At 37.3% G+C, this 26,774-nt stretch carries 25 protein-coding genes; 7 read left to right on the top strand and 18 right to left on the bottom strand.

The features are described from left to right. Positions 1-165: 165 nt before the first annotated feature. On the bottom strand, positions 166-873 hold the full coding sequence (flgH, locus tag CVS97_RS01310; RefSeq protein ID WP_072594280.1) for a flagellar basal body L-ring protein FlgH: 708 nt from the start codon (positions 871-873) through the stop codon (positions 166-168). A 68-nt stretch (positions 874-941) separates the two neighbouring features. On the opposite strand from flgH, the gene pta reads away from it, so the two are divergent. Beyond that, positions 942-2,309 (top strand): phosphate acetyltransferase, encoded by a 1,368-nt coding sequence (gene pta, locus CVS97_RS01305; RefSeq protein WP_107784802.1) that lies wholly within the window; start codon positions 942-944, stop codon positions 2,307-2,309. A gap of 1 nt (position 2,310) precedes the next feature. Next, complete coding sequence (locus CVS97_RS01300) at positions 2,311-3,507, top strand: acetate kinase (protein ID WP_107784801.1); 1,197 nt, start codon at positions 2,311-2,313, stop codon at positions 3,505-3,507. A 125-nt stretch (positions 3,508-3,632) separates the two neighbouring features. Here CVS97_RS01300 and lpxD read toward each other — a convergent pair whose 3' ends face one another. From lpxD to CVS97_RS01240, 12 genes are all read right to left on the bottom strand, one after another. Continuing rightward, positions 3,633-4,586 carry a UDP-3-O-(3-hydroxymyristoyl)glucosamine N-acyltransferase gene (gene lpxD, locus CVS97_RS01295; RefSeq protein ID WP_107784800.1) on the bottom strand — a complete coding sequence of 318 codons (954 nt, stop codon included), beginning with the start codon at positions 4,584-4,586 and terminating at the stop codon, positions 3,633-3,635. Then, complete coding sequence (gene ilvN, locus CVS97_RS01290) at positions 4,586-5,047, bottom strand: acetolactate synthase small subunit (protein WP_234401422.1); 462 nt, start codon at positions 5,045-5,047, stop codon at positions 4,586-4,588. Before ilvN ends, lpxD begins: the two co-directional genes overlap by 1 nt. A gap of 2 nt (positions 5,048-5,049) precedes the next feature. Further along, positions 5,050-6,744, bottom strand: coding sequence for an acetolactate synthase large subunit (locus tag CVS97_RS01285; protein WP_234401421.1), 1,695 nt, complete (start codon positions 6,742-6,744; stop codon positions 5,050-5,052). A 270-nt stretch (positions 6,745-7,014) separates the two neighbouring features. Continuing rightward, positions 7,015-8,022, bottom strand: coding sequence for a tRNA 2-selenouridine(34) synthase MnmH (gene mnmH / locus CVS97_RS01280; RefSeq protein ID WP_107784797.1), 1,008 nt, complete (start codon positions 8,020-8,022; stop codon positions 7,015-7,017). Further along, the gene (locus CVS97_RS01275; protein ID WP_021091390.1) at positions 8,009-8,491 is read right to left on the bottom strand and encodes an HIT family protein; all 483 of its coding nucleotides are present in this window, start codon (positions 8,489-8,491) and stop codon (positions 8,009-8,011) included. The genes mnmH and CVS97_RS01275 overlap by 14 nt, the downstream gene beginning before the upstream one ends. Continuing rightward, entirely contained in the window at positions 8,491-9,276 is a 786-nt protein-coding gene (gene trpC / locus CVS97_RS01270) for an indole-3-glycerol phosphate synthase TrpC (protein ID WP_107784796.1), read from the bottom strand. The genes CVS97_RS01275 and trpC overlap by 1 nt, the downstream gene beginning before the upstream one ends. Next, positions 9,273-10,538: a tetratricopeptide repeat protein gene (locus CVS97_RS01265; protein ID WP_085657287.1), complete on the bottom strand. Its 1,266-nt coding sequence runs from the start codon at positions 10,536-10,538 to the stop codon at positions 9,273-9,275. Before CVS97_RS01265 ends, trpC begins: the two co-directional genes overlap by 4 nt. After that, a complete protein-coding gene (locus CVS97_RS01260; protein WP_085657286.1) occupies positions 10,517-10,882 on the bottom strand; it encodes a YkgJ family cysteine cluster protein in 366 nt (121 codons plus the stop codon). The genes CVS97_RS01265 and CVS97_RS01260 overlap by 22 nt, the downstream gene beginning before the upstream one ends. Further along, positions 10,879-11,586, bottom strand: coding sequence for a tRNA1(Val) (adenine(37)-N6)-methyltransferase (locus CVS97_RS01255; RefSeq protein WP_085657285.1), 708 nt, complete (start codon positions 11,584-11,586; stop codon positions 10,879-10,881). The genes CVS97_RS01260 and CVS97_RS01255 overlap by 4 nt, the downstream gene beginning before the upstream one ends. Next, positions 11,583-13,835, bottom strand: a complete 2,253-nt coding sequence (locus tag CVS97_RS01250; RefSeq protein WP_107784795.1) for a vesicular transport factor Uso1p — start codon at positions 13,833-13,835, stop codon at positions 11,583-11,585. Before CVS97_RS01250 ends, CVS97_RS01255 begins: the two co-directional genes overlap by 4 nt. Before the next feature lie 2 nt (positions 13,836-13,837). Further along, a complete protein-coding gene (locus tag CVS97_RS01245) occupies positions 13,838-14,794 on the bottom strand; it encodes an NAD(P)/FAD-dependent oxidoreductase (protein WP_107784794.1) in 957 nt (318 codons plus the stop codon). A 23-nt stretch (positions 14,795-14,817) separates the two neighbouring features. Next, complete coding sequence (locus tag CVS97_RS01240; protein ID WP_107784793.1) at positions 14,818-16,158, bottom strand: class II 3-deoxy-7-phosphoheptulonate synthase; 1,341 nt, start codon at positions 16,156-16,158, stop codon at positions 14,818-14,820. 144 nt (positions 16,159-16,302) lie between these two features. Here CVS97_RS01240 and rarD (CVS97_RS01235) point away from each other — a divergent pair, with 144 nt between their 5' ends. Genes rarD (CVS97_RS01235) through CVS97_RS01215 form a run of 5 tightly spaced genes read left to right on the top strand, consistent with a single transcriptional unit; the run spans position 16,303 to position 21,637 of the window. Further along, complete coding sequence (gene rarD / locus CVS97_RS01235; RefSeq protein ID WP_021091407.1) at positions 16,303-17,190, top strand: EamA family transporter RarD; 888 nt, start codon at positions 16,303-16,305, stop codon at positions 17,188-17,190. Continuing rightward, positions 17,174-18,061, top strand: a complete 888-nt coding sequence (gene rarD / locus CVS97_RS01230; protein ID WP_107784792.1) for an EamA family transporter RarD — start codon at positions 17,174-17,176, stop codon at positions 18,059-18,061. Before rarD (CVS97_RS01235) ends, rarD (CVS97_RS01230) begins: the two co-directional genes overlap by 17 nt. Continuing rightward, positions 18,054-18,506, top strand: coding sequence for an aryl-sulfate sulfotransferase (locus CVS97_RS01225; protein WP_107784791.1), 453 nt, complete (start codon positions 18,054-18,056; stop codon positions 18,504-18,506). Before rarD (CVS97_RS01230) ends, CVS97_RS01225 begins: the two co-directional genes overlap by 8 nt. A 54-nt stretch (positions 18,507-18,560) precedes the next feature. Beyond that, positions 18,561-20,435 (top strand): McrB family protein, encoded by a 1,875-nt coding sequence (locus CVS97_RS01220; RefSeq protein WP_107784790.1) that lies wholly within the window; start codon positions 18,561-18,563, stop codon positions 20,433-20,435. After that, on the top strand, positions 20,432-21,637 hold the full coding sequence (locus CVS97_RS01215; protein ID WP_107784789.1) for an McrC family protein: 1,206 nt from the start codon (positions 20,432-20,434) through the stop codon (positions 21,635-21,637). Before CVS97_RS01220 ends, CVS97_RS01215 begins: the two co-directional genes overlap by 4 nt. A 78-nt stretch (positions 21,638-21,715) precedes the next feature. On the opposite strand, the gene CVS97_RS01210 is transcribed toward CVS97_RS01215, so the two are convergent. The 5 genes from CVS97_RS01210 to CVS97_RS01190 all read right to left on the bottom strand — a co-directional run bounded on the left by CVS97_RS01210 (position 21,716) and on the right by CVS97_RS01190 (position 26,765). Beyond that, positions 21,716-22,771 carry a glycoside hydrolase family 3 N-terminal domain-containing protein gene (locus CVS97_RS01210; protein WP_107784788.1) on the bottom strand — a complete coding sequence of 352 codons (1,056 nt, stop codon included), beginning with the start codon at positions 22,769-22,771 and terminating at the stop codon, positions 21,716-21,718. Beyond that, positions 22,768-23,658, bottom strand: a complete 891-nt coding sequence (locus CVS97_RS01205) for an NAD(P)H-dependent glycerol-3-phosphate dehydrogenase (RefSeq protein WP_107784787.1) — start codon at positions 23,656-23,658, stop codon at positions 22,768-22,770. The genes CVS97_RS01210 and CVS97_RS01205 overlap by 4 nt, the downstream gene beginning before the upstream one ends. Positions 23,659-23,670: 12 nt before the next feature. Continuing rightward, entirely contained in the window at positions 23,671-25,092 is a 1,422-nt protein-coding gene (gatB, locus tag CVS97_RS01200; RefSeq protein ID WP_107784786.1) for an Asp-tRNA(Asn)/Glu-tRNA(Gln) amidotransferase subunit GatB, read from the bottom strand. A 162-nt stretch (positions 25,093-25,254) separates the two neighbouring features. After that, entirely contained in the window at positions 25,255-25,938 is a 684-nt protein-coding gene (locus tag CVS97_RS01195) for a F0F1 ATP synthase subunit A (protein ID WP_107784785.1), read from the bottom strand. A gap of 65 nt (positions 25,939-26,003) precedes the next feature. After that, complete coding sequence (locus tag CVS97_RS01190) at positions 26,004-26,765, bottom strand: TSUP family transporter (protein ID WP_087577113.1); 762 nt, start codon at positions 26,763-26,765, stop codon at positions 26,004-26,006. Between the last annotated feature and the right edge of the window lie 9 nt (positions 26,766-26,774).

The raw sequence follows: 26,774 nt of genomic DNA, 5'->3' as shown, positions 1-26,774 counted from the left end.
GTTTTGATGAATTTTCAATATTTTAAGCATATTATTCTGAAAGTAAATATCAATTATAATTTTTAAAAATTTTTAAAAATTTAGTATATTTAAGGCGAGAGAAATTTTTGAGATAAAAATTTTTAAAAGCCCAAATTGATTAAATTTTAGGCTTTTAAAGTTGCATTAAAATGGCCAGATAGCTTCCATGAGCCTTGTACCCCAAGGTTTTTTGGTAGATTTGTCTAGCTCACCCTCTGTTTTATATAAAATTTTAGCATCAGCTATGTATTTTGAGTCGATTTCGTTGTTTTGCGAGATGTCGTAAGGTCTGATGACACCACTTACTTGCATGATCTGCTTTTCGCCATTTATAAGTAGCTCCCGGCTACCCTCGATAAAGTAATTGCCGTTATTTAGTATTTTTATGATCCTGGCTGAAATGGTTGCGGTAAATTTCTCGCTTCTGTTGCTCGTGCCACTTCCTGTAAATTTATTGCCACCACCTGCTTTAAAGCCAATATCGCCGTATTTATTTAGATTATCAGCTATATTTGAAAGTGGAGCAGCTCCAGCCGTAAATACACCGCCACCAAGCGAGATGGTACTATCCTTATTTGTACTTTTACTACCAGTTGAAGTTTGGCTTGCATTTTCTGAGATAACGATAGTCACAATATCATTTACATTCATCGCCTTTCTATCTGAAAATAGCGGATTCTCGCCCTTACCAAAGAGGCTACCGGCGTTACTTTGTCCGGTTCCACTATCTTTTGAAGGGAGTTGCTCGACATAAACTGGGGGTTTCATATTGATATGAGGATCAGCACTTGGTGTGCAGCCAGTGCAAATAATGCCCGCAGATAAGACGAGCCAAATCGTTTTATGGTTCATAAAAAATGCCTTAAAATAAGTATCTTTGTGCTAGAATTAAGCAATTTAAGTTCCTAAAAAGGTCGCAAATGAAAAGTTGTTACGTTTTTACAGACAAAAATTTAGCACATCTGCAAGAAATTATAGCTACAAAATTCAAAAAAGTTGAGATTTTTAAGATAATCCCAGATGAAAACGATAAAAATAACTTAATAAATTCAAATGAAAAAGAATTTTTTCTAAAATTTATAGATAAATTTGAAGAGTTAAAAGCCAAAAGCGACTTTGTCATAGTTCTTGGCTGTGAGAGCTTTAGTGTCTTTGGCAAAAGCGAGCTAAATTTAAAACTAGCAAGAAATTTAAACGCTCCAATTTTTGACAAAAACGCAAGCGAGCTAAAAGCACTAAATCTAAACTCAAAGCTTCTAATAACCGATGATTTTGATGAAATTTTGAGCTACAAGGCTGACATAATCACACCATTTAAATTTCAAAGCCTGCTTCTAAAAAGAGCCAAAACTGCAAACAAAACAGTTATTTTGCCAGAGAGTGACGATGAGAGAATTTTAAAAGCGGCCCACATCGTATTAGAAAAAGATGCGGCAAATATCATATTGCTAGGACTTGAAGATGAAATTTCGAAAAAAGCGGCCGCTTTGGGGCTAAATTTAAGCAAAGCCAAAGTGATCGACCCAGCACAAAACGAGCTAACAAAGGAATTTGCAAAGAAAATTTATGAGCTTAGAAAACATAAAGGCGTGGACGAAGCCAAGGCAAATGCGCTTGCAAAAGATAAAATTTACTTTGCTACGATGCTAATTCATGAAGGCTTAGCCGATGCCTTGGTAAGCGGCGCTACGATGAGCACGGCTGATACGATCCGCCCAGCTTTGCAGATCATAAAAACAAAGCCAAATGTAAGTGTGGTAAGCGGGGCATTTTTTATGGCGCTTGAAGAAGAAATTTTGCTTTTTGCCGACTGCGCCGTCACGCTAAATCCAAGTGCAGATGAGCTAGCTAGCATAACGCTAAGCAGCGCTCAAACGGCAAGCGCCTTTGGTCTTAACCCAAAGATAGCCATGCTAAGCTACTCTACGGCTGATAGTGGTAGCGGGCCTGATGTAGAATTTATAAAAGAGGCTGCCAAAAAGGTGAGCAAGCTTGATGCAAATTTAAAAATCGCAGCGCCAATTCAGTTTGATGCAGCTATCGAGCCAAGTGTCGCTGGCAAAAAAATGCCAAACTCTGATGTGGCTGGGCATGCAAATGTCTTTATCTTTCCAAATTTAAACTGCGGAAACATCTGCTATAAAGCAGTTCAGCGAAGCGCAAACGCCCTAGCTGTGGGTCCGATCCTTCAAGGGCTAAAAAAGCCAGTTAACGACCTAAGTCGCGGCTGCCTCGTTGAAGACGTGGTAAATACTATCTTAATCAGCGCCATACAAGCAGGAGAATAATATGAGAATTTTGGTTTTAAACTCGGGTAGTAGCTCAATAAAATTTCAACTTTTTGCAATGGATACCAAAACCAGTCTAGCAAGCGGTCTAGTCGAGCAAATCGGTAGCTCCAGCTCAAGAGCGGTACTAAAAGCAAATGGCGAAACCTACGAGATAAAACGCTTCATAAAAGACCATCATGACGGACTTGAGGCGATGAACGAACTCTTTGTCACATCACACACCTTGCACGATCTAAGCGAGCTTGATGGTATCGGACACAGGATAGTTCACGGCGGCGAGAGCTTTTTTAGTTCAATGATCGTTGATGAGAGCGTCATAAAAAAGATCGAGGAGATAAGCCCGCTTGCCCCACTTCACAACCCAGGGCATCTTGCTGGCATTAAAAACGCAATGAAAGAGAGCAAAAATGTGCCTCACGTGGTCGTTTTTGACACGGTATTTCATCAAAGCATGCCAGAGTACGCCTACCGCTACGCTCTACCTTATGACGTTTGCAAGACTCATCACATCAGAAAATACGGCTTTCACGGCACTTCGCACAGATATGTCTGCAAGCAAGCGGCAAAAATGCTTGGCATAGAGTTTGATAAATTTAACGCTATCTCACTTCATCTAGGTAACGGCGCCTCAGCATGTGCGGTGCAAAACGGCAAAAGTATCGATACCTCGATGGGGCTTAGCCCACTTGAAGGACTCATAATGGGTACAAGAAGCGGCGATATGGACCCAGCCGTGGTCATTTACCTGCTAAATATCGGCGTTTTAAAGTGGAACGAGATCGATAACTTTTTAAACAAAAAAAGCGGACTTTTTGGAATTTGTGGCTCAAGTGACATGAGAGAGGTCGTAGCCAAGATGCAAAACGATGAGCGAGCAAAGCTTGCATTTGAGATGTTTTGCTACCGAGTGAAAAAATATATTGGCTCATATTACGCCATTTTAGGACGCGTTGATGCACTTATATTTACTGGCGGTATCGGCGAAAATGCACCAAATACAAGGCAAAAAATTTGTGATGAATTAAAACATCTTGGCATTCACATAAATCACGATCTAAATTTCCAAGACATGCGAGGCGAGAGATGTATAGACGGGGATGACGCTAAGATAAAAACATTCATCATCCCAACAAACGAAGAGCTAGAAATCGCGATAGAAACGGCTAGAGTAATAAAAGAGAGCAAAGCCAAATAAATAGATGTTTAAGCCAGACTTGATATATAAATTTTAAGCCTAATTCGTTTTAAAATAGAATTAGCATTATTTTTATACTACTAGATAAAAAGCTTTTGCGATTTTAAGCTCGCAAAAGCTTGCAATCAATTTTTCTTAAAAAATCTCAAAATTTTTGCTTGGAGTTTAAACTGATCTGAAAGCTCCATTATCGGATAAGCTCCAGCGTATTTTTTGCCACCAGGTAGGTCTTTGCTAACGCCTCCACGTGCTGCGATCTGCGCAAAGTCTCCGACACTCACGTGACCAGCTGAGCCGCTTTGTCCGCCCATTACAACGTTTCTGCCTAGCACTGTTGAGCCAGCAAGGCCAGTTTGTGAGACTATTAGGCAGCCATTTCCAAGCTCGCAGTTGTGGCCTATTTGAACGAGATTGTCTATCTTTGTGTAGTTTGCGATCATCGTGCTTTCAAAAACACCACGATCTATCGTCGTGCAAGCACCGATCTCGACAAAATCGCCTAAAACTACATTGCCATTGTGATAAATTTTCACATGCTCGCCAGTTTTTGTATGCGCATAGCCAAAGCCATCGCTGCCTATAACGCAGTTTGCCAGCAGATGGCACTCGTTACCGATGACGCAGTCATTGTAGATGACGACATTTGGATGAATGATGCAGTTTTTGCCGATAGTTACATTATCGCCCAAAAATGCTCCAGCCATGACTATCGTATTTTCACCAATGCTCACATTTGAGCCTATGTAGACATTTGGCATTATCTTTGCGCTCTTGGCGATATTTGATGGCTTTGGCTCACAAAAAAGCGGCTTAGCATAATCTTTACTAAGCAAGGCAAATGCAAGGTGTGGGTTATCGCAGACAAGTGCGACCATGCCAGCTGGCACCAAGCCTAAAAGCGATTTTGTCACCAAAATTGCTCCAGCGTTTGACGTACTTATAAATTTTGCATTCTTCTCGCCATCACAGTATGTTAGCTCAGCTTTATTTGCATTTTTTAAAGAATTTAGAGCAAAAATTTCTATATCTTCTCCGCCAAAAGTAGCATTTACTTTTAAGGCTATTTCACTTAGTTTCATCATATATCCATTATCACAGATCCGCCGCGTACGACGTCAACTGGGTTAAATTTCTTTATCGATTTTAAAAAGTTATCTATCCTACTCGCATCGTCAGCCACCATGACAACGATGTAGTTTTCATTTGTATTTGTAACGATACCATTATACGACTTTAGTATCGCCTCAAGACCGGCAAAATTTTCACCAAGCGGAATTTTCACAAGAGCCATCTCTTTTTCGACAAATTCGCCACTTTCTATGACTTTATACGTTGGTATGAGCTTGTGAAGCTGTTTTACGATCTGCTCTAAAACTCTCTCATCGCCACTTGTTACGATACTTAGTCTTGAGAAGTTGCTCTCAGGTATTGGAGCAACGGTGAGCGTGTCAATATTGTAACCTCTGCCCGCAAAAAGCCCAGAAATTCTAGCCAAAACGCCGTGTTCATTTAAAACTATAACCGAAATCGTTCTTCTGATACTCATTTTTCTTCCTTGCTCTTTAATATCATATTATAAATCGCAGCCCCTGCTGGAACCATAGGAAGCACGTCCTCAAAGCGGTCAATCCTAACGTCAATCATCGCTGATTTTTTACTATCGATCGCTTCTTTTAGAGCCTTTCTAAACTCATCCTTACTCTTACAAACAAAGCCAACACCGCCAAATCCTTCAGCAATCTTTACAAAATCAGGCTGCAAGCTAAGATCAGTTGATGAGTAGCGTTTTTCATAGAAAAATGTCTGCCACTGGCGCACCATGCCCAAGAAATTGTTATTTAAAATGATGTTTATAACGGGCATATTTATCTCATGAGCAGTCATTAATTCTTGGATATTCATAAGTATTGAGCCATCGCCTGTAAAATTTATAACAAGATTGTCTGGTTTTGCACATTTTGCGCCAATCGCTGCAGGGAGGCCGTATCCCATTGTGCCAAGTCCACCACTTGTGACAAGCTGTCTTGCTCGGTTAAACGGATAAAACTGCGCCACCCACATTTGGTGCTGTCCGACATCTGTTGAGATTATCGCATTAGCTCCTGCTATCTTTGCGGTCTCTTTGATGACCCATTGTGGCTTTAAGACCTTGTCGCTATCTGTGTAGCCAAGTGGATTTAGTTTAGAATATCTATCTAAAATTTCTCTCCAAGGTGCGTAGTTTTCAGGCTTTGCATTGACTTCTTCGTAAAGCTCAGTTAGCACGTTTGTAAGATCACCAACTATCGGATAGTGAGCGTTTATGATCTTTGAGATGGAGCTTGGATCGATATCTATGTGAATTATCTTTGCATGTTTGGCAAACTCATCCGTCCTGCCAGTGATCCTGTCACAAAATCTAGCTCCAAGCGAGATGAGAAGGTCGCACTCACTAAGTGCCATATTTGAAGCGTAGCTACCATGCATGCCTGCCATGCCTAAATTTAGCTCATCTTTTGCGTCAAGTACACCAAGAGCCATCAGTGTCTCAACTGCTGGAATGCCAGTTTTTTTCATAAATTTACGTATGATCTCGCTTGCATTTGATGCGACTGCACCACCACCGATGTATAGAAGCGGCCTTTTAGCTTCATTTATCGCAACTGCTGCTTTTTTTATCTGTTTTGAGTTGCCCTTATAGGTCGGTTTGTAACTTGGAATAGAAATTTCTTTTGGATATACAAAATCTCCAAGTCTTGATGTGATATTTTTTGGGATATCGATATGAACTGGTCCTGGGCGGCCTGATCTTGCGATATAAAAGGCCTCTTTTATGATACGAGGTAGCTCTTCGACGCTATTAACTAAAAAGTTATGCTTAACACAGGGGCGTGAAATGCCAACCGCATCGATCTCTTGAAAAGCATCTGTACCGATCATAAATGTTGGCACCTGGCCGCTTATAAGCACGATCGGAATACTATCGCTATAAGCTGTTGCAAGGCCAGTGACTGCATTTGTAAAGCCAGGGCCACTTGTCACAAAAGCAACGCCAACTTTACCACTAACCCTAGCGTATCCATCGGCCGCGTGAACGGCTGCTTGCTCGTGGCGAACCAAAACGTGTTTGAAATAAGTCTGCTTATATGTTTCGTCGTAGATATTTAAAGCTGCACCGCCAGGATAGCCAAAAACTATCTCAACGCCCTCTTCGTGCAAGGCCTCGCTTATCATCTGTGAACCAGAAATTTGTTTTATCATCACTTTAGCCTTTTGATAAATTTATCGCAAATTATATCCCAAAGCATTTTAAATCCATTTTAACTTTCTAGCGAATTTTAGGTGTTACTTTGATTTTCTTGAAAAATTTTTTACCATCTTAGAAAAATAGTACAAAATATTTTACATAAAATTAAACATATTATTTTTAGTAAAATTGATAAATTTAAGTGAGCAAAGACTATAAAATTTTAAGAGACAAAATTCATTTGTATAAATTTTTGGCTTAATTTTTTAATTAAAATAAGCCTAAAATTTTGCTTCATTTTTTATATCATTTAGCTTTTTAACGGCTTCGTCAAAGTCATCAGAATTTATAAAAATATTAATATTTTCATTTTTCTTATAGACTTTATCGTAGTATTTTGTGAGTAAAATTTCAGCTACTTTAGCAATGTCATTTTCATTAAATTTAGCCACAGCTTCATCTCTAGCTTTTTTATCGATAAATGGCGAAATTTTCTTCATACACTCGTCAAAAAAGGCTTTATCCACACTTTTATAGTCATCTACTATGCAAGAAATTCTTTTTTCTAAACTTGCACTTACTTCGACATTTATGCCACTACGCATCGCCTCATAAAGACTTTTTGGCAAACTTAATGAGCCTATCCTTCTGCTCTCACCCTCAATAAAGCAAATTTTATCTTTTAGCGTTATGAGCTTTTCAAACAACGCATCTTCAAAGCTTTTTTGGCTTGGCTGCGCGCCATTTATCGCGCCAAAGACTGAGCCTAAATGATTTGCCATCGCTTCAAGGTCTATTGATGGACTTAAAGCCCTTATGAGCTTACTTTTGTAGCAGCCAGTATTTCCAAAAAGAGTGATAAATTTTGTGCTCAAAGGTCGATTTAGAAATTCTAAAACGTGATTTCTATAAGCTTTATAGCCACCACTAAGCCTAAAAACTCTATATCCTATCATGCTTAGCACATAGCCAACAGAATTTGATCTAAGCCCACCTTTAGCGCAGTAGATGCCAATAGCTGAACCAACCTTGGCTCTTTTATAAACCTCATCAATGATATTTTGTAAATTTTTGCAGATATACTTTGCACCAAGACTCTTTGCTAGGGATCTATCGCTTTTATAGATCGTGCCTACCTCTTTATGTTCCGCATCATTTAAAGCATATAAATTTATGGCATCTTTTATGTGTGAATATAAAAATTCATGTGGCGATCTTGCGTCTATTAAAATTTCAAAAGAGCTTCTTTTCTCTAGCCACTGCTCTGCATCAAGCTCAAATAACGGCACTAAATGCCTTTTTTAATTTCTCAAAAAGCGGATGAAATGGCGTGCCATTTACTCTCACATCAGAGATGGTGGTTATAAAATTTGTATCTCCGCTCCACCTTGGCACAAGGTGATAATGCACGTGCTCAGCTATGCCAGCTCCTGCAGCCTTGCCTAAATTCATACCTATATTTACGCCATTAGCATAAAGCTCTTTTTTTAAAATTTCAACTCCAAGCCTTACAAATTTACTCATCTCAAACCAAGTCTGCTCATCAAGCTCTTCGATCTTGTCGGTATGCTGATTTGGTATTATCATAAAATGACCTGGAGAGTACGGATATAAATTCATAATCCCAAAACAATGTTTGGCTCGAAAAAGTACGCCATTTTTATCATCATCATCTGAGTTTATAACATCACAAAAAACACAACTATCTTTTTTAGCGCTAAAGTATTCGCTTCTCCAAGGAGCACAAAGGTGCTGCATCACTCGCCCTCCTTTATCTTTTTGACGGCATTTTTTATATCATCTTGTCTCATAAAATGCTCTCCTATCAAGAAAGCATCTACGCCTATTTTACTTAGCTCTCTAAGCTGTTCATGCTGGTAAAGACCGCTTTCAGCGACTATTATCTTGCCATTTGGTAAAAGCGGTATGAGCTTCTCACAAAGGTTCATATCCATCGTAAAATCATCTAAATTTCTGTGATTTATACCTATTATATTTGCTCCTGCAAAGATAGCCTTTTTCACATCACTCGCGTCGTGAGTTTCAACCAAAACTTCAAGCCCTAAATGATGAGCGTAGTCTAAAAGCTCTTTTAGCTCATTTTGAGTTAGTGCTTTTGCGATAAGCAAGATAAAATCCGCTCCATAAACAAGAGCTTCAAGAATTTGATACTTATCAATAATAAAGTCTTTTCTAAGGATCGGCCTTGAGGCATAGCGACGAACTTGCGTGATATACTCGATGTTGCCTTTAAACCAATGTGGTTCAGTCAAGATACTAAAGGCATTTGCGTATGGCTCGTATTCCTGAGCGATCTTTATAGGCTCAAAATCCTCTCTTATCACGCCCTTACTTGGGCTTGCTTTTTTGATCTCGGCTATGATTTTTATCGGCTCGTTTTGGCTTGCTCTAAGTGCATTTAAAACATCTCTTGGCACGTATGGATTGTACGCGAGCGAGCGACCAAGCCACTCCTCAGGGAAGTCTGCCTTTCTTTTTTCAAGATCATCTTTAGTTTTTTTTATTATCTCATCAAGTATCATTTTTTAAGCCTTTTGTTTAGATTTATTATACAGCGCTCTATTAGGTGCAAATGCTCTTTTGCCTCTTTTGAAGTCCTAAAATCAACATCTTTCATCGCGTGCTGCATAATGCTTTTTGCCTTTTTGCACTCACCAAGCTTAAAATATCCCCACGCTAGCGAATCCTCATAATAAGGCGACTCAGGTGAGATGGCAAGTGCCTTTTGCACAAGCTCTATACCCTTTCTAGGATCTATATCATGATCTATCAGCAAGTAGCCATAATAGTTAAAAAACATATCATTTTCTAGCTTTGGCACGCTAGCTTCAAATTTATCTAAAATTTCAGCCATTTTTTGTTCATTCAAACTATCTTTATTCATCTCGTATTCGTAAATCGCGGCTTTTGCTAAAAAATTTAAATCCCTGCTATCGTTATAAATTTTAACAGCAAGTATGTATGCGTCACCAAAATTACTAGTTGCCGCATAAAGATCCATGAGCGCTATATCGTTGTAGCTATATTTTTTTAAAATTTCAATTGCTGCTTTGTAATTTTTATCATAGATAAAAAACTGCACGATCTTATCAATATACGAAGTATCGTGATTTAGCTCATAAAGCTCTTCAAAGAGTTCGATCACCTTTGGGAAATTTCTTTGCTGGGAGTAAATTTCAGCCAAAAGCTCGCAAGTCTTTAGCGTGCAGCCTTGTTCATCTCTAAATTTTTCAAGATATTTTGTAGCGTCTTTTATCTTATCCATGCGATTTATCAAAATATCAACGATACGGAGCAAATTTTCTTCTTCTTGCTTTAGTGAGTATGCCTCTTCAAAGTATTTTAGTGCAGTCGTTGTTTCATTTTGCATCATACAAATTGTGCCAAGCATGAGTAAATTTTGGGCATTTGGCTCTTTTGTAGCAAGCTCTTGCATTAAACTTTTAGCCTCATTTAGCTTTGAAAGATTTACTAAATTTGCCACCTTTATACGAATAAAATCGCTGTCGTCTTTTAAGCTTTTTTCGCCTTCACTTATCAAAGCGTCTAAATTTTCATTTTTTGTAGCAAAGGCGAGTTTGATCGCCTCTTTTAAATAAGCTTTTTGATTTGTATCTTTAAAAATGTTTGAGTAAGCTTGAATGCTAGCATTCACATCTCCGCTATCTTGAAACAATAAAGCCTGCATTAGACGTAAATTTATACTTTTATTATCGTCAGCCAAAAGTAGCTGCGAGTTAAAAAATACGCTCATAAAAAATACTAAAATTTTACGCCAATACATTCTGCTTTTAGCTCCTTGAAATTTTTTTTAAAATAATTCCAAAACGGAAAAGTCCTACACTGCTGTGGCCTTAGCTCATAAACTGAGCAGTTTTTATTTTTTTCATCAAAAAATACACAAGCAAAGCCATCTTCATAAGGCTTCTCTTTTATGCTACACCTTAGCCCAACTCTTATTAAAAACTGCTTTTCAAACTCATCTTTACTCATATGAAATGCAGTACAAAATTTTGAAATTTCTTCTTCATTTATCCAGATATATCCGCTCTCTCCCGTGCAACACTTACCACCACAGCTCTCGCAAAAGCTGGCATCAAACTCATAGTTAAAGCCTTGTACTCTCACGTTAGCTCCTGATAATCAACGCTGTTTGTATCAGCTTTTTTAAAAATTTCAATCGCCTCTTTTGTATGCGAGCCATTTTCACTCATCACTAAAGGTGGCAAAATTTTTAGCTTTGAGTTTGAATTATTTCTTACTTCAAACAAGGCCAAATTTGCTGGCTTATCAGCCTTTGTATAAATAAATTTTAGGCTTACTAAATTTAGCTTAAACTCTTTTAGATACATTACGATCTGGCTAAGATCATCAGGCGCATAGCAAAAAAACGCCCTTTTGTGAGGTTTTAAATTTACACTTATACCTTTTATAAAGTCTTTTAGGCCCAAAGAGCTTGTGTATCTGCTAGCCTTTATATGCTCATCTTTGCTTTGTTTTGCACCCTCGTGATAAAATGGCGGATTTGATACGATGAGGTCAAATTTCTCGCTATCTTTAAAATCTGCAAAATTAGCATTTATAATTTCTGCCTCCAAGCCGTTCTTACTGGCATTAAATTTAGAAATTTCACCATTTATCTGCAAGATATCAAGCAAGCTTAGACTGGAATTTTTAAAGTCGCGTTTAAGCAAAAGCCCAAGTATCCCGCACCCTGCGCCAACGTCTAAAATTCTGCCTGAAAAATTTTTCAAACTTGAGCTTATAAAATCATAAAGTACCAGCGTATCGCTGTTGTAGCGATAGCCACTTTTTAGCTGAGCCAAGATCATCTATAAACCTTGATGATAAAGCCACGCGTGACATCTTTTACGATCACTTCGGAGCTAAAGCTGATCCTTGCAAAATCGCCAAATTCTTCTTTTATAAGCTCGGCTGCTGCCTTTGCGCGCTCTTTACCAACGCCATAATTTACATAGTTATTTAGCCTGCCAAGATCGTCTTTTTTGATACTTTGAGCCACATTTGATGGGATGACAAAATTTTTCTTATCTACGATCGGAATTATCTCATAAAGGTAGTTTGAGTTAAATCTTTGCAAAAATTCGCTCACTCTATTCTTGCACATCACGCTAATCTTATCTTTTGCATCCATGTCATCACACTCAAGACTAGAGATCAAAACTAGCTTTGTTGGAGTTTCAGGTTTTGTCGTAGCTTGCAAAATATTTTTTAAATTTACATTTTCATTTTCGAGCTCATCTTGTCTATTTAAATTTTGCTCGATATCTTTTTGAAGTTCGATGATTTTGGCATTTACCGGACTTCCTTTTACGCTAGATGAGCTAAGTTCGTTTATTTTAGAATTTAACCTTTCAATCGTCTTATTGCTCTCATTTAACTTATGTTTTGCGCTTTCAAGCTCATTTTGTAAGCTTAGTAAATTTTTACCACCACTTTTATTGCTATCGGCAAAAAGAGCTGATGTATCAGCTATCTTCTTTTGCAAAATATTTATTTGCTGACGCAAAATTTCATAGTTTTGCATATCGATCTTTAGCGTCCTTTTTTGAGCTTCTAGCTCACTTTGCTTTGCTGCTAGCATTTGACTTGTTTGTGTGAGATTATTTTCCAGCTCTTTTATCTTTTCATCTTTTAAATTTATCTTTGCACTTAAATTTTTTAACTCGCTGTCATTCAAACCAAGCTTTTGAGTCTGCAAAGAGATAGTTTGATTTTGCTCAAACAAAGTTTTTAAAAATTTATTCGTCTTTGCATCAAGCGTCTTTAGCTCATCTCGTGCATTTTTAAAGCTCTCTTCACTTAAATTTAGCTTTTTATTTAGCTCACTTAAACTTGTATTTGTATCTAAATTTTGCTTCTCTAGCTTTTTATTTATCAAATTTACTCGCTCAAGCTCTTTTTTAAGCAAGCTTATATTTTCATTTGCGAGTTTATTTTCCTGCTCGCTTTTAAGATTTTTTTCTTTTAGATCATTAAAACTTTTATGAAGTGCTGCAAGAGAGGCGTTTAGCTCTAAATTTTTACCATTATAGTTTTCAACTGCCAAATCTTTTGAGTTTAAATTTTTCTTTATCTCATCAAGTTCATAAATTCTATCTTTTAAGGCGGTCTTGCTTGACTCAAGTGCTTCCTCAAGATCAATTATCTTATTTGCTTTTTTTGAAAGCTCATCCTCCATAACACTCTTTTGCGTTTCAAAGCCATCAGTTAGTGCATTTATCTCTTTTTCATAGCTAAATTTTTGTGTCTTAGCATCACTTTTTGCTCGCTCAATCTCCTCTTTTAAAAGCAAAATTTCTTTTTTTTCGTTTTTATCTTTTTCATTTTGAGTATTTTCATACTCTTTTATTAGTGCTTCTTTTTGAGCCAGTGTCGTATTTAGCTCTATATTTTGCTCTTTTAAAGCTGTGTAATTTGCCTCAGCTGCCTCTTTAAATTTAGCAAAATTTGCTTCGATATCTTTTACCTTACTTTCATCGCCATTTTTTGCCTCATTTATCGCATTTTCAAGGTCTATTATCTTTTTTTCATAGGCTTTTGAGCTCTCAATCATATCAGCTTGAGCTTCATTTAGCCGTTTTGTAAGAGTTTGTATGTTTTCAAAGTGTTGTGTTTCAAGCTCGCCAAGCGTCTTTTGGTTTTTCTCAACTATCTCATTTTTTTCATTTTCGATATTTTTTTTCATCTCTGAAATTTTGCTTATAAAGTCCAAATTTTTCTCGCTGATATCAACATTATCAGTAGCTAAAATTTTATTTTTTTTGCTTAGCTCACGAACTTGTTCTTGAAGTTCATTTACATCATTTGATAAATTTTGATCGTTCGTTTCAGTAAAATTTTGGATATAGCTTTTTGGAGTTATATATCCGCCATATTCGTAAAGATCATCTTTACTGATGTATTTTTGTTTCTCTTCTTCTGGCAAATTATCAAAATTTATAGAATAAATCGTTTGATTAGTATCTTTTGGTGTCTCATCTTCTTTTGGGGATTTAAAAAACGATAGGCAAAAGCCAACTATCAAACAAAAAATAGCTAGTAAAATTTTATTTATCAAGCTTATGCCTTGCCCTTTAAAATGTCTTTTATGACGTGATGAGCGTGATTTAGAGCAACGACTATTGAGCCACCATTTTTTAGCACGATGTCACCACCCACATAAAGTCCTGGCACGCTACTTTGGTAGTTACTATCAACTATTGGAGTGCCCTTTTCATCGATTTTTATCTGACATTTTTGTAAAAAATCAACCGGACTTGAGCCACCTATTGCATAGACAACTCTGTCATAAACGCGGATCTTGCCATTTTCATAATGCACTCTAACTTTGCCTGATTCGTTATCTATCTCTTTTATATCGTGATTTAGCCTAACTTTTATCTTGCCGTGCTTTTCTAACTCCCAAAGTGCGCTTAAATTTGTCTCATTTACGCGGCTAAAATTATCTTTTCTATAAGCGATTGTGGTTTTATTGTATTGGCAAAGCTCGATCGCATACTCAACTGCTGAGTTTCCGCCACCTACGACAAGCACCTTTTCGCCGTTTGTACAGCTATCAAGGTTAAAATTTACAACCGAGTTTAGTGAAGGCGGGATTTTATAATCAGGCTTATTTGGTCGTCCCATTTTACCGATAGAAATCATCACATTTTTAGCTTCATATACGGCTTTTGAGGTAGTTACTTTAAAAATTTCTCCATCTTTTTTCACGCTCTCTACTTCAGAATTAAAAAAAGCTTCAATCCTTTCAGTATCAAGCAGCTTGTCAAAATAATCAAGCGTGCTCTCTTTCGTGCCATCCTCAAATGAAACTACGCCATGTATCGTACTATCTTGCCCTTTATACTCTTTATCTACGCGTTTATTATCTTTATAAAATTTTCTTATCGTTTGGCTGTGATTATCGCCTTTTTCAAGAAGCAAAACGTTGTTTAAGCCATTTCTTTTTGCCTCAACTACGCTAGCAATTCCACAGGGTCCGCCACCAACAACGATTAGATCATAAAAATTTACCATCTTTTTCTCCAAATTTTATAATTTTAAGCTTTTTTAACTAGATCAGCCATCAAAAACGCAAGCTCAAGTGCCTGATCAGCATTTAGCCTTGGATCACATTGTGTTTCATACCTTTGCTCAAGCGAGCTTTCAGTGATATTTAATGCCCCACCCGTGCACTCAGTCACGTCTTGTCCTGTCATCTCAAGATGTACGCCGCCAGCCCTTGTGCCCTCAGCTTTGTGAATTTCAAAAAAGCTTCTAACTTCGCTTATTATCTTGTCAAATTCTCTGGTTTTGTAGTTATTTGAGGTTTTTACAGTGTTGCCATGCATCGGATCGATACTATAAACGATATTTAGCCCTTCTCGCTTTAGCTCTCTTAAAATTTTTGGTAAATTTTCGCCTATCTTATCTGCACCCATTCTGATTATCACATTTAGTCTGCCAGCTTCATTTTCTGGATTTAGCTTATTTGCAAGCGCGACGACGTCCTCAGCCTTTGCACTTGGTCCGATCTTTACGCCGATAGGATTTTTCACACCGCTTAAAAAATGCACGTGAGCGTCATTTATACCACGCGTTCTTTCACCTATCCAAAGCATATGAGCCGAGCAGTCGTACCACTCACCACTAAGACTATCAACTCTAGTTAAAGCCTCCTCATAAGGCAGTAAAAGTGCCTCGTGAGATGTATAAACCGCGGTTTGATTTATGACTGGCGTATTTGCTGAAGTGATGCCACAAGCTGCCATAAATGAAAGCGTCTTTGTTAGCTCATCAGCTAGTTTTGCGTATTTCTCGCCGATCTCTGGCTTTTTAACAAAGCCTAAATTCCACTTATGTACTTGATGAAGGTCGGCCAAACCACCTCTTGAAAAGGCCCTAAGTAAGTTCATCGTAGATGCACTTTGATAATACGCCTCGATCATGCGTTTAGGGTCAGGTACTCTAGCTTTTTCATCAAATTCAAAGCCATTTATGATGTCGCCTCTATAGCTTGGGAGTTTAGCGCCATTTATCTCTTCATAATCACTACTTCTTGGCTTTGCAAACTGCCCTGCCACGCGGCCCACTTTGACCACTGGACAGCCACCTGCAAATGTCAAAACTATCGCCATTTGAAGTAGGACTTTAAACATATCTCTGATGTTGTTTGCATTAAAATTTGTAAAACTCTCAGCGCAGTCGCCACCTTGAAGCAAAAATGCTTCACCGTTACAAACTTTTGCAAGCTCTTCTTTTAAACTTCTTGCCTCACCAGCAAACACCAAAGGAGGAAGTCCTTTTAACTTTTCTTCAACCTCTTTAAGTTCTTTTAAATCTGGATAATTTGGCTGTTGCAAGATATTAAATTCTCTCCAGCTATCGCGGTTCCAAGTCATTTATTTTCCTATCTTTTTTGCCTTAATTAAACGCTGATTATATCACGGCAAACTTAAAAAAATAAAAGCCATTAATGGGCTATTAAAGATATTTTGCCTACAATCGCTACTTTAAATTTACCCAAAAAGGAGCAGAATTTTTTCATGATAAAAGGCATATTTTATTCGCTTTTGGCATCTGTTTTGTTTAACTGCATCTACTACATGTCAGTGCTCATGAACCCCATCAGCACGCAAGCTCTTGTTGGATACCGCATGATCTTTGCCATGCCTTTTGTCATCGCAGCCATTTTTTTGTTAAAACAGCAGCGAAATTTCAAATTTTTACTTCTAAAAATAAAGCTAAAACCTAAAATTTTACTAGTTTTACTAGCTACCTCGCTCATTGTCTCATTTCAGATGTGGCTCTATCTCTGGGCTCCAAGCAACGGATCAGCGCTAAAAGTCTCTATCGGCTACCTCATCATGCCAATAGTCATGGTCCTTTTTGGACGGATATTTTTTAAAGAGCACCTCTCTAAAACAAAGCTAGCCTCGATATTTTTTGCAGCCCTTGGCGTCTTTAGCACAGCTATACTAAGCGGCGGCATCTCGTGGGAGAGCGCTGTAGTTTTTTGCCTTTATCCAGTCTATTTTGCCATTAGAAAGTACTACAACCTTGCAAATTTCTCAAGCTTTGTTATAGAGATAATTTTTATGTTTTTATTCTCATTTTATTTTGCGCTCACAGCCGATATGAACTACGTGATGAGCCAAAATCCAAACATCTACTATCTGCTCATCTTGCTTGGTGCTATCAGCGGCATAGCCCTCATCGCCCAGATCCTCTCAAGCACGCTCGTGCCGATAAATGTACTAGGTTTGCTTACATATTTTGAGCCTATAATGATGCTTTTTGTCTCATTTGCTATCGGCGAGAGACTGGAGAAAAGCTCATACTTTTTAATGATCTGCCTAGCCATCTCGGTCACACTTTTGATGATAGATAGTATAAATTCTATAAAAGGCGACAAAAATACCAAGACTAAATGAGAGCCAAAAAGGCGTTATTCTCGCGCTTAGCGCCTTTTTTATGTGGGGGTTTTTGGCGGTTTATTTCAACCTCTTTAGCAAAGATATCGATGCTTATGAAATTTTAGCCCACAGAGTCATTTGGTCATTTTTCTTAATGGCTGGAGTGCTTTATTTTAGTGGCAAAATGGGCGAAATTTTTACTTTACTTAAAGATATTCGTTCGCTAAAAACCTTATTTTTGAGTGGTATATTTATCACCACAAACTGGGGCGTTTATGTATATGCAGTTAGCAATGGCAAAATTTTAGACACAAGCCTGGGCTATTTTATAAATCCACTAATAAGCATGCTTCTTGGTGTTATCATCTTTAAAGAAAGGCTAAATAAAAGCGGAATTTTAGCCATTTGTATAGTCGTTTTAGCCATTAGCGTACAAATTTATGCCCAAGGCGGATTACCATTAGTTTCCATCATCTTGCCGCTTTCATTTGGATTTTACGCGGCAGTTAGAAAGATGGCAAAGATTAGCGCATTTAACGGGCTTTTTATAGAGACATTTTTTATGTTCCCATTTGCACTTGCTTACGTCCTTTACATAGCATTTTTAGGTAAAAGCCACTTTGGGCTAAATGAAAACTCACTTTTAATGATCGCTTCAAGTATCGTAACCATCGTGCCACTTGTCGCATTTAACGCAGCTGCAACAAGGATAAATTTAACAACGATTGGCTACTTGCAATACATCTCGCCGACCATCGCGATCCTTTGTGCAGTCTTCATTTACGGCGAAAATTTGGACGGCTACAAGGTCATCTCGTTTTGCATGATCTGGCTGGCACTCGCGATAATTAGCATAGATAAATTTAGAAAAAGGAGTAAAAATGAATAATGTGACGATTTATTTGCTGCTTGCGTTTTTTGCAGCGCTTATTTTATATTTTCAGATACAAAAACTAACCAGAAAGCTCGACGAAGAGGGAGCGGTGCCAGCTTATCAAAAAGCCGCACAGGAGGTTTTAGAAAATTTAAACAATGCTGAAAAATATCCAAAATTTTGCAACGTAATATTTAAAAAAATAAACGCCTTAAGGCAAGATATTTTATTTGAAGATGCGCTAAATAGTGAGTCTGAAAAAGATCAAGCATTAGATGCCTTAGAGCAAATAAGAGAAAAATTAGAAACTTTATCAAAGCAAGAGAATTTAAGCTGGGAGAGCGAACTCTTTGCGATCTTGGACAAGCTTGATGGCTTTGTAAGGGCAAATTTCAAAGACGGCGAAGATAGAGCAGAGGAGTTAAGAGAGGAACTAAAGAGAGAATTTGATGGGTTGTAAAAAGACAACCAAAAGGCTAAAAGATATAAAATAACAAAAACTAAGGATAGAAATATGATAAGCGATAATTTAAAAAATGAAATTTTAGATGGGTTTAAATATTTTACAAATAGATACGTTCAGGGTACAAAATACAGCAAATACGAAAAAATAACACGTGACAAATTAAGTAATTTTCGTGAAAATTTGATCAAATTTACAGATAATACTTTTAAAAATTTTATAAGTGAGCGTAATGGAAATTGGCTAAAAGCAGATGGTAAAACTATTGCAAGATATATATGGAATAGATATCAACCTTTTAAGAATGAGTCTCATTTGGTTGTTTATTTTGCCGTTTTAGCAGAACCAAGTAATTTTTATGTATCTATAGGACTAACTGACACAAAACTAAGCGATACAGAAGAAAATCTAAAAGATGAAATATATAACTTCCTAGAGTCAGAATGCAAAAAGATACATATATCTGGTTTCAAACTTGATAAACTTGCATGGGAAAAGTATATATACTTTACCATAGAAAATATATATACTTTTACAACTCTTGACTACACAAGCTTACTTAATGCACTAACAAATGTATATAAGCTGGCATATGACAAATTTTATAAAAACATAGAAAACAACAGACAAAATAATAGTGATAACAAAGGATATGAAATGACAAATGATGACAAAAAATTAACTTATCCCCTTAATCAAATTTTATACGGTCCTCCTGGAACTGGAAAAACATATAACGTTGTTCGTAAAGCACTAGAAATTATAGAAGGCAATGCGTCAGATGATATGTCTAAATTTAAAAGGTATATTGAAAGCGGACAAATAAAATTCGTAACATTTCATCAAAGCTATGGATATGAGGAATTTGTTGAGGGTATAAAACCTATTTTTAACCAAGATAAGGGATTAGAATACAAAATAACAAATGGAGTTTTTAAAGATATTTGCAAAAATGCAATTTTTAATGTAGGAGATACGATAGAAGGATATACAATCTCTTATGTTGGAAGTGAACTCATAAAACTAAAGAAAAAAAATATAGAAGGAGAAATTCCTGTCCCAATCTATTTAATAGAAGAATTAGTAAGATTATTAAAAAATGGGTCTATTACAATAGAAGATATTAAAAATAGGAGTGCAGCAGAAAAAAATCCAGAAATACTCGAAAAATATATAGTAAATGGTTATACAAATTTGTTCACGTATTTAGTTGAATACTATATGGAAAAATCAAGCATAAAAACAAAAAAACGAGTATTAATCATCGACGAGATCAACCGCGGAAATATATCCAAAATTTTTGGCGAGCTTATAACGCTCATAGAGCCATCGAAAAGACTCAGTGCAGATGATGAGATAAAGGTCGAGCTGCCATATTCAAAAGAGAAATTTGGAGTACCGTCAAATCTATACATAATAGGCACGATGAATACAGCAGATCGCAGCATAGCCCTTATGGATACGGCACTTAGAAGAAGGTTTGAATTTGTGGAGATGATGCCAGAATATGACGAACTAAACAAAATAAATATCGAAGATATAAATATAGGCAAAATGCTAAAAATGATAAACGAGCGTATAGAATATATTTACGACAGAGACCACACGATAGGACATGCTTATTTTATAAATGTGTCAGACATGGAAACGCTTGCAAATGTCTTTAAAAACAAAATTTTACCGCTACTACAAGAGTATTTTTACGACGATTGGGAGAAAATCAGGCTAGTTCTAGGAGATAATCAGAAAAACGAAGACCTTCAGTTTGTTAAAGTCAAGAAAAATATGGTTGCAAAAGAATTATTTGGATCAAAGATCGACGATATAGACGATAAAGTCCTATACGAGATAAACAACCAAGAAACTTTCAACAACCCTCAAAGTTATATAAAAATTTACAAACAAAACAAAACGCAAGAGCAATGACTAAATACTTAATAGAGTTTGAAAAATTTCGCCCAGAAGACGACCAAGACCTATTTAACGCCGTAGATGCATTTACTAGAGAAAATTTTGCCGCAGTAGAATTTTTAAAGCCCGGCAGAGACAAAAAGAGCGATTTTTTACAAGCTCAAAACTATGTCGGTATCATCCAGACAAAAAGTGGCGATAGTCTTGAGATACTTCCAAAGATCCACGATAACGACAATGGCAGCAATAAAGAAGCAGTAGAAAATTCTAAAAGGATTTTACTGAGAATGTTAAAAACTTTAAAAAACCATCCATTTAAAAATATAAACATTGCGAATTTAAAAAGCTTGAATCTACCGCTTCTTGAAATTTTTATATCGATGTTCTTAGATGAAGTATCGAAACTCATAAAAATAGGCATAAAAAGCGACTATGTGGAGCTAGAAGATAATCTAAAATTTTTAAAAGGAAAGCTAAAAATATCAGAGCAAATACGTAAAAATATCGTGCATAAAGAGAGATTTTACGTTTGCTATCAGGAATTTTCCATAGATAGAGCCGAAAATCACCTCATAAAAAGCGCACTCGAGTTTTTATACAGACGCTCAAAATCAAGCAAAAATCAACGGCTTATTAGGGAATATTTATTTATCTTTGACGAAATTTCATCTAGCTCCGATATAAACGCGGACTTTAACCGCTTAAAACTAAATCGCCAAACAAAACACTATGAGCAAGCGCTTTTATGGAGTAAGATATTTTTACAAAATAAGTCGTTTAGTCCGTATAGAGGTAGCGATGTGGCTTTTGCCTTGCTATTTGATATGAATACGCTTTTTGAAAGCTATGTTGGAAATTTTATAAAGAAAAAGCTTCCCGGTGCCATATTGCAGCATCGAGGAAAATATCTTATTGAAGAACCAAGAAGAGACTTCGGGTTAAAACCAGATATATTTTTAAGATATAAAAACCAAAATTATATAGCCGACACAAAATGGAAGATCGTCAAGTCAAGAGATGATATCTCACAAGCCGACTTATATCAGCTATATGCTTATGGTAAGAAATACGAGTGCGGCAGGCTTTATCTCGTATACCCAAGAATAAGCGGCGTTGACCAAAAAGCTATGAAATTTAAATATGAAAACAATATGTGGCTTAATGTTTTATACTTTGATTTAGAAAAAGACGAGATTGATAGAAATTTACTAGTCTAAAATACTTTTTAAAGTTTCTTAAAATTCCACTAAATTTCTATTTCTTAATAAGTGGATTGCAACTCATCAGGATAACCATTAAAGCTTCGCTTTTAGAGCCATTATCCTCTTATATGAAGCATCGATTCGCTCTTTGCTGATCTTTTTCTCGTTTACTGCATCGACTATGATTTGAGCGACTAGATCGGCCGTTCTTTGGTTATTTATCTTGAACTCGCTAAAGAGCAAGATATCGCCACCAGCGTTTATAAATTTCACCACTTTTTGTGCTAAAGCTTCGTCGCCAACGCCTTTCATCAGCATATCATCGCTGATGACCACGCCATTAAATTTAAGCTCATTTCGCAAGAGATCAGTTATTATTTTTTTAGAAAGTGTGGCCGGATTGTCCTCGTCGATACCTTTTACAAAAAGGTGCCCTACCATGATGATCTGCGCTCTACCTGTGTTTATAGCGTCTTTGTATGGTAGTAGCGCATCTTTGCTTAGCGTGATCTCACTCTTGTTTTTATGCGAGTCCTCTTTTGAGCTGCCATGTCCTGGGAAGTGCTTAAGTGTTGTTAGGATGCCCTGCTCTTTAAATGCGTCCATAAAAGCATCGGCGTAGATCACAACCTTGCTTGCATACTCGCTAAACGCCCTTTGCTTAGCAGCGATGATCGGAGAGTTTTCGTCGTGCAGATCGACCACTGGGGCGAAATTTAAATTTATGCCGCACTCTTTTAAATTTATAGCCATTTTTGAGTAGAGATCGTATGCGCTTTTGATATCAAGTGTGCTTGCGACCTCGTATGCGCTAGGATATGGGCCATCAAAGCTCTTATCCTTCATGCGGCTCACGTTGCCGCCCTCTTCATCGATAGCGATGAAAATTTTGGGATTTTTCTCTTTGATCGCTTTTATGCTAGCTTTTAGCTGGGCTTTGCTAGTCACGTTTCTACCAAGTAGCATCACTCCGCCAAATCTCTCGTATCCAGCATCGCTTAACATCGCGCGAAATGCAGCATCTTTTGTGCTAGCTCCATTAAAGCCAACCATTATCATCTGCGAGACCTTAGCTCTTAGGCTCACTTCTACGCCATTAAGCTCCAGAGCAAAAATGGCCACAAAAAGTATAAATTTTAAAGCTCTCATCTTCTTCCCAAAAGCGATTTAACGCTTTCAAAAACATCTTTGCCATTTAGCATATTTTCAACCTCGCTAGCGATCGGCACATATATGCCCTTTTCTTTGGCGATCTTACTAATAGCTCTTGCGGTATCGACGCCCTCGGCCACTTCGCCAAGCTCATTTAAAATTTTTTCTAATCTCTCGTGCCTTGCAATACCAAGACCTACGCGGTAGTTGCGTGAAAGTATCGATGAGGCAGTTAAAAACAGATCCCCTGCACCGCTTAGCCCCATAAATGTCTCATCTTTTGCGCCAAAAAATTTGCCAAATCTAGCCATCTCGACAAGCCCACGTGAAATAAGGCTCGCCCTTGCGTTGTTGCCAAGGCCAAGGCCGTCACAGATGCCGCCAGCTATGGCGATCACGTTTTTATATGCCCCACATACTTCAGCGCCTATCACATCATCTGAGGTGTAGGCTTTCATGTAGCTTGGGAAAAATGAAGCAAATTTTAAAGCTAAATTTTCATTTTTAGAATTTACCACCAAAGCGCAAGGAAGCTTCTGCATGATCTCTTTTGCAAAGGTCGGCCCAGAGAGAAAAGCCAAATTTTCTCTATCCACAAAGTCTTCATAAATTTCATTTAAAAATTTGAGATTTGCCGTGTCTATGCCCTTGCTGGCGACTAGGATCTTTTGACCTTTGTTTTTGTAGTTTTGCTTTAGCCATAAATTTGTAGCTTGCGTTGGGATCGTGCAGACTAGATATTCGCACTCCAAAGCCTCTTCTAAGCTTACAAAATTTAACATCTCTCTTGGTGTTCTTGAGCTGATGACACACTCGTTATTTTCACTAAATGCGTGAAATAGCGCACTGCCCCACTTGCCAGCTCCGATGACTGCTATGCTCATTTTAGCCCTTTTTTAGCCTATTTTGGCCTTTAAAAGCTCATTGACCTTGCCTGGGTTAAAGGCACCCTTGCCCTCTTTCATCACCTGACCGACAAAGAAGCCAAACATCTTATCTTTGCCGTTTTTATACTCTTCGACTTTGTCGGTATTTGCAGCCAAAATTTGATCTATGATCGCGATGATCGCTGAGTCGTCACTCACTTGTTTTAAGCCAAGCTTTTCGATGACACCATCAACGTCCGCATCATTTTCCATTAGGTAGTCCAGAACCTCTTTTGCAGCCTTGCCGCTTATCGTTCCATCTTCTATGCGTTTTAGTAAATTTATCATTTTAGTACTATTAACTGGGCTTGTCTCGATCGTTACGCCGTTATTTAAGCGACCAAGCAACTCGACTATAAGCCACGTAGTAGCAAGCTTTGGAGCAATTCCAGCGGCGATCAGCTCTTCAAAATATCTAGCCATCTCAACGCTTTGAGTTAAATTTAGTGCATCACTCTCTTTTACGCCTAGCTCGCTAACATATCTTGCGACCTTTTGCTCAGCAAGCTCTGGAATTTTTATCGCTTCATTATACATATCTTCTGGGATCTCAACTGGCAGCAAGTCTGGATCAGGAAAGTACCTATACTCCGCGCTATCCTCTTTGCCACGCATAGATCTTGTCACTAAATTTGTCGTGTCAAACAGCCTCGTCTCTTGATAGACCTCTTCGTCGTATTTGCCATCTTCCCAAGCTGCACTTTGACGCTCTACTTCGTAGTCGATAGCTTTTTGGATAAATTTAAATGAGTTTAGGTTTTTTATCTCAACTCTCGTGTAAAGCTTCGTATCACCTTTTGGGCGGATAGAGACGTTTGCGTCGCAGCGAAAGCTGCCCTCTTGCATATTTGCGTCACTTATATTTAAAAATCGAAGGATTGAGTGTAGTTTTTTAAGATAAGCAACCGCTTCATCACTACTTCTAAGATCTGGCTCGCTAACTATCTCAAGAAGTGGCGTACCGGCTCTATTTAGATCAACCAAACTCTCGGTTTCTTCATGGATGTTCTTTCCAGCGTCCTCTTCAAGGTGGGCTCTGGTTACGCCGATGCGTTTTTTAGTGCCATTAACATCTATAATAAGTTCGCCACCTTCAACGATAGGGATTTCAAACTGTGAAATTTGATAGGCCTTTGGAAGATCTGGGTAAAAATAGTTTTTTCTATTAAATACTGATTTTTTATTGATTTTAGCGTTTATCGCCGTACCAAAACTAATCGCCTTTTTAACAGCTTCTTTGTTTAGAACAGGCAGTGCTCCAGGCAAAGCTAAGCAGGTCGGACAAACATGAGTGTTTGCCTCGTCACCAAAGCTAGTCGAGCAAGAGCAGAAAATTTTAGTTTTTGTATTAAGCTGAGTATGAACTTCTAAACCGATAACGACTTCAAACATATTTTTACCTTTAAATTTATACAAATTTTTAAGGCGTATTTTAGCGATACTTTCTTTTAAAATATCTAAAAATGAGCGTTTTGACTGGAAAATAAAGAAGGTGATTTAAAATTTAAATAGTTTTAAAAAGGAAAAAGCCATATAAAAATATGGCTTTAAATTTTAATGCTCGTGCTCACTAATAGCAACGGCACCAGCTAGATAAACGTAAGTTAGCATCATAAAGATAAATGTTTGCAAAACAGCCATAAGCGTTAGAAGCGCAAAAGCTGGAAGCGGAGCAAACCAAGGTGCAAGTGTAAGCATCGCTAGCAAGAATAGATCATCTCCCTTGATATTACCAAAAAGACGAAATGATAGCGAAACTACACGTGAAAGATGCGAGATCACTTCAACTGGAAACATAATAGGAGCTAGAAATTTATTCGGCCCCATAAAGTGTCCAAAGTATTTAAAAAATCCATTTTCTCTAATGCCCTCAAAGTTGTAATAAACAAATACAACTAAAGCCAAAACTAGGGTTAAATTTAGACTTGATGTTGGCGACTCAAATCCAGGAATAATACCTACAATATTTGAAAAAAATACGATAAAACCGATAGTTGCAACAAGTGGAAGATATTTCCTTGCTAGTTTTTCACTACCTAAAGTATCTCTTCCCATAGATATAACGCCCTCCAAATAAGCTTCAACTATATTTTGAAGACCTCTTGGTACAAGCTGCATCTTACTCCTTGCTATATAAGCAACTATGATAACAATCAAAGCTACAAATAGAAAGTGAAACGCATAGATAAAGGCGTGGGAGCTATTTAGGAAATTTGAAAATAGAAACAAATCTTTCATTAATTTACCTTGGATTTAGAATTTTGCGTGATTGTAACAAAATTATTGTTAAAACATTTTTAATTTTAAACTCTGAAATAATCGAAAATCAATTTACAAATAGTCACTGCAACTACCACTAGAAACATTGTTCTAATAAATTTTACCTCTTTTTTAATGACAAGATTTGATCCAAAATATGCGCCTAAAATTTGACCAACTGCCATCAAAAGTCCAACAGCCCAAAGCATCTGTCCGCCGGCTATAAAAATGCCAAGAGCAACGATATTGCTAGTAAAATTTAAGAGTTTTGTATGAGCGACAGCCTTTTTTAAATTTAGCCCAATTAATGCCACTATCGCAAATGTCCAAAAAGATCCTGTTCCTGGACCAAAAAAACCATCATAAAAGCCAAGCATTAGTCCAAAAACTACATAAAATAGCTTTTCATTCATCTTTGCAGCTCTATCATTTTCACCGACTTTTGGCATAAAAAGCGTGTAGATAAAAATAGCAATCAGTAAAAATGGGATAATTATCTTTAAAAAATTTGTATTTAAAAATAAGATAACCACCGCTCCAATGATAGCTCCAATGAAAGTAAAAACGATACCTACAAAGCACTCTTTATAATTAATTAATCCCCGTTTTGTGAAATTTAGAGTCGCTGTAAAGCTACCAAAGACACCTTGAAGCTTATTTGTGCCAAGTGCAAGGTGTGGTGGCACGCCCATCGCCATAATAGCTGGAAGCGTTATAAGCCCACCTCCACCAGCGATAGAATCGATAAAACCACCTAAAAACGCAGCTACAAAAAAAACGACATAGCTAAGTAGATCAAATTCCATTTTTTGCTC

This window comes from Campylobacter concisus, from assembly GCF_003049735.1.
In the GTDB taxonomy this organism is placed as follows: Bacteria; Campylobacterota; Campylobacteria; order Campylobacterales; family Campylobacteraceae; genus Campylobacter_A; species Campylobacter_A concisus_AN.
The sequence above is the reverse complement of the archived record's forward strand: the minus strand, read 5'-3'. Positions and strand labels throughout refer to the sequence as shown.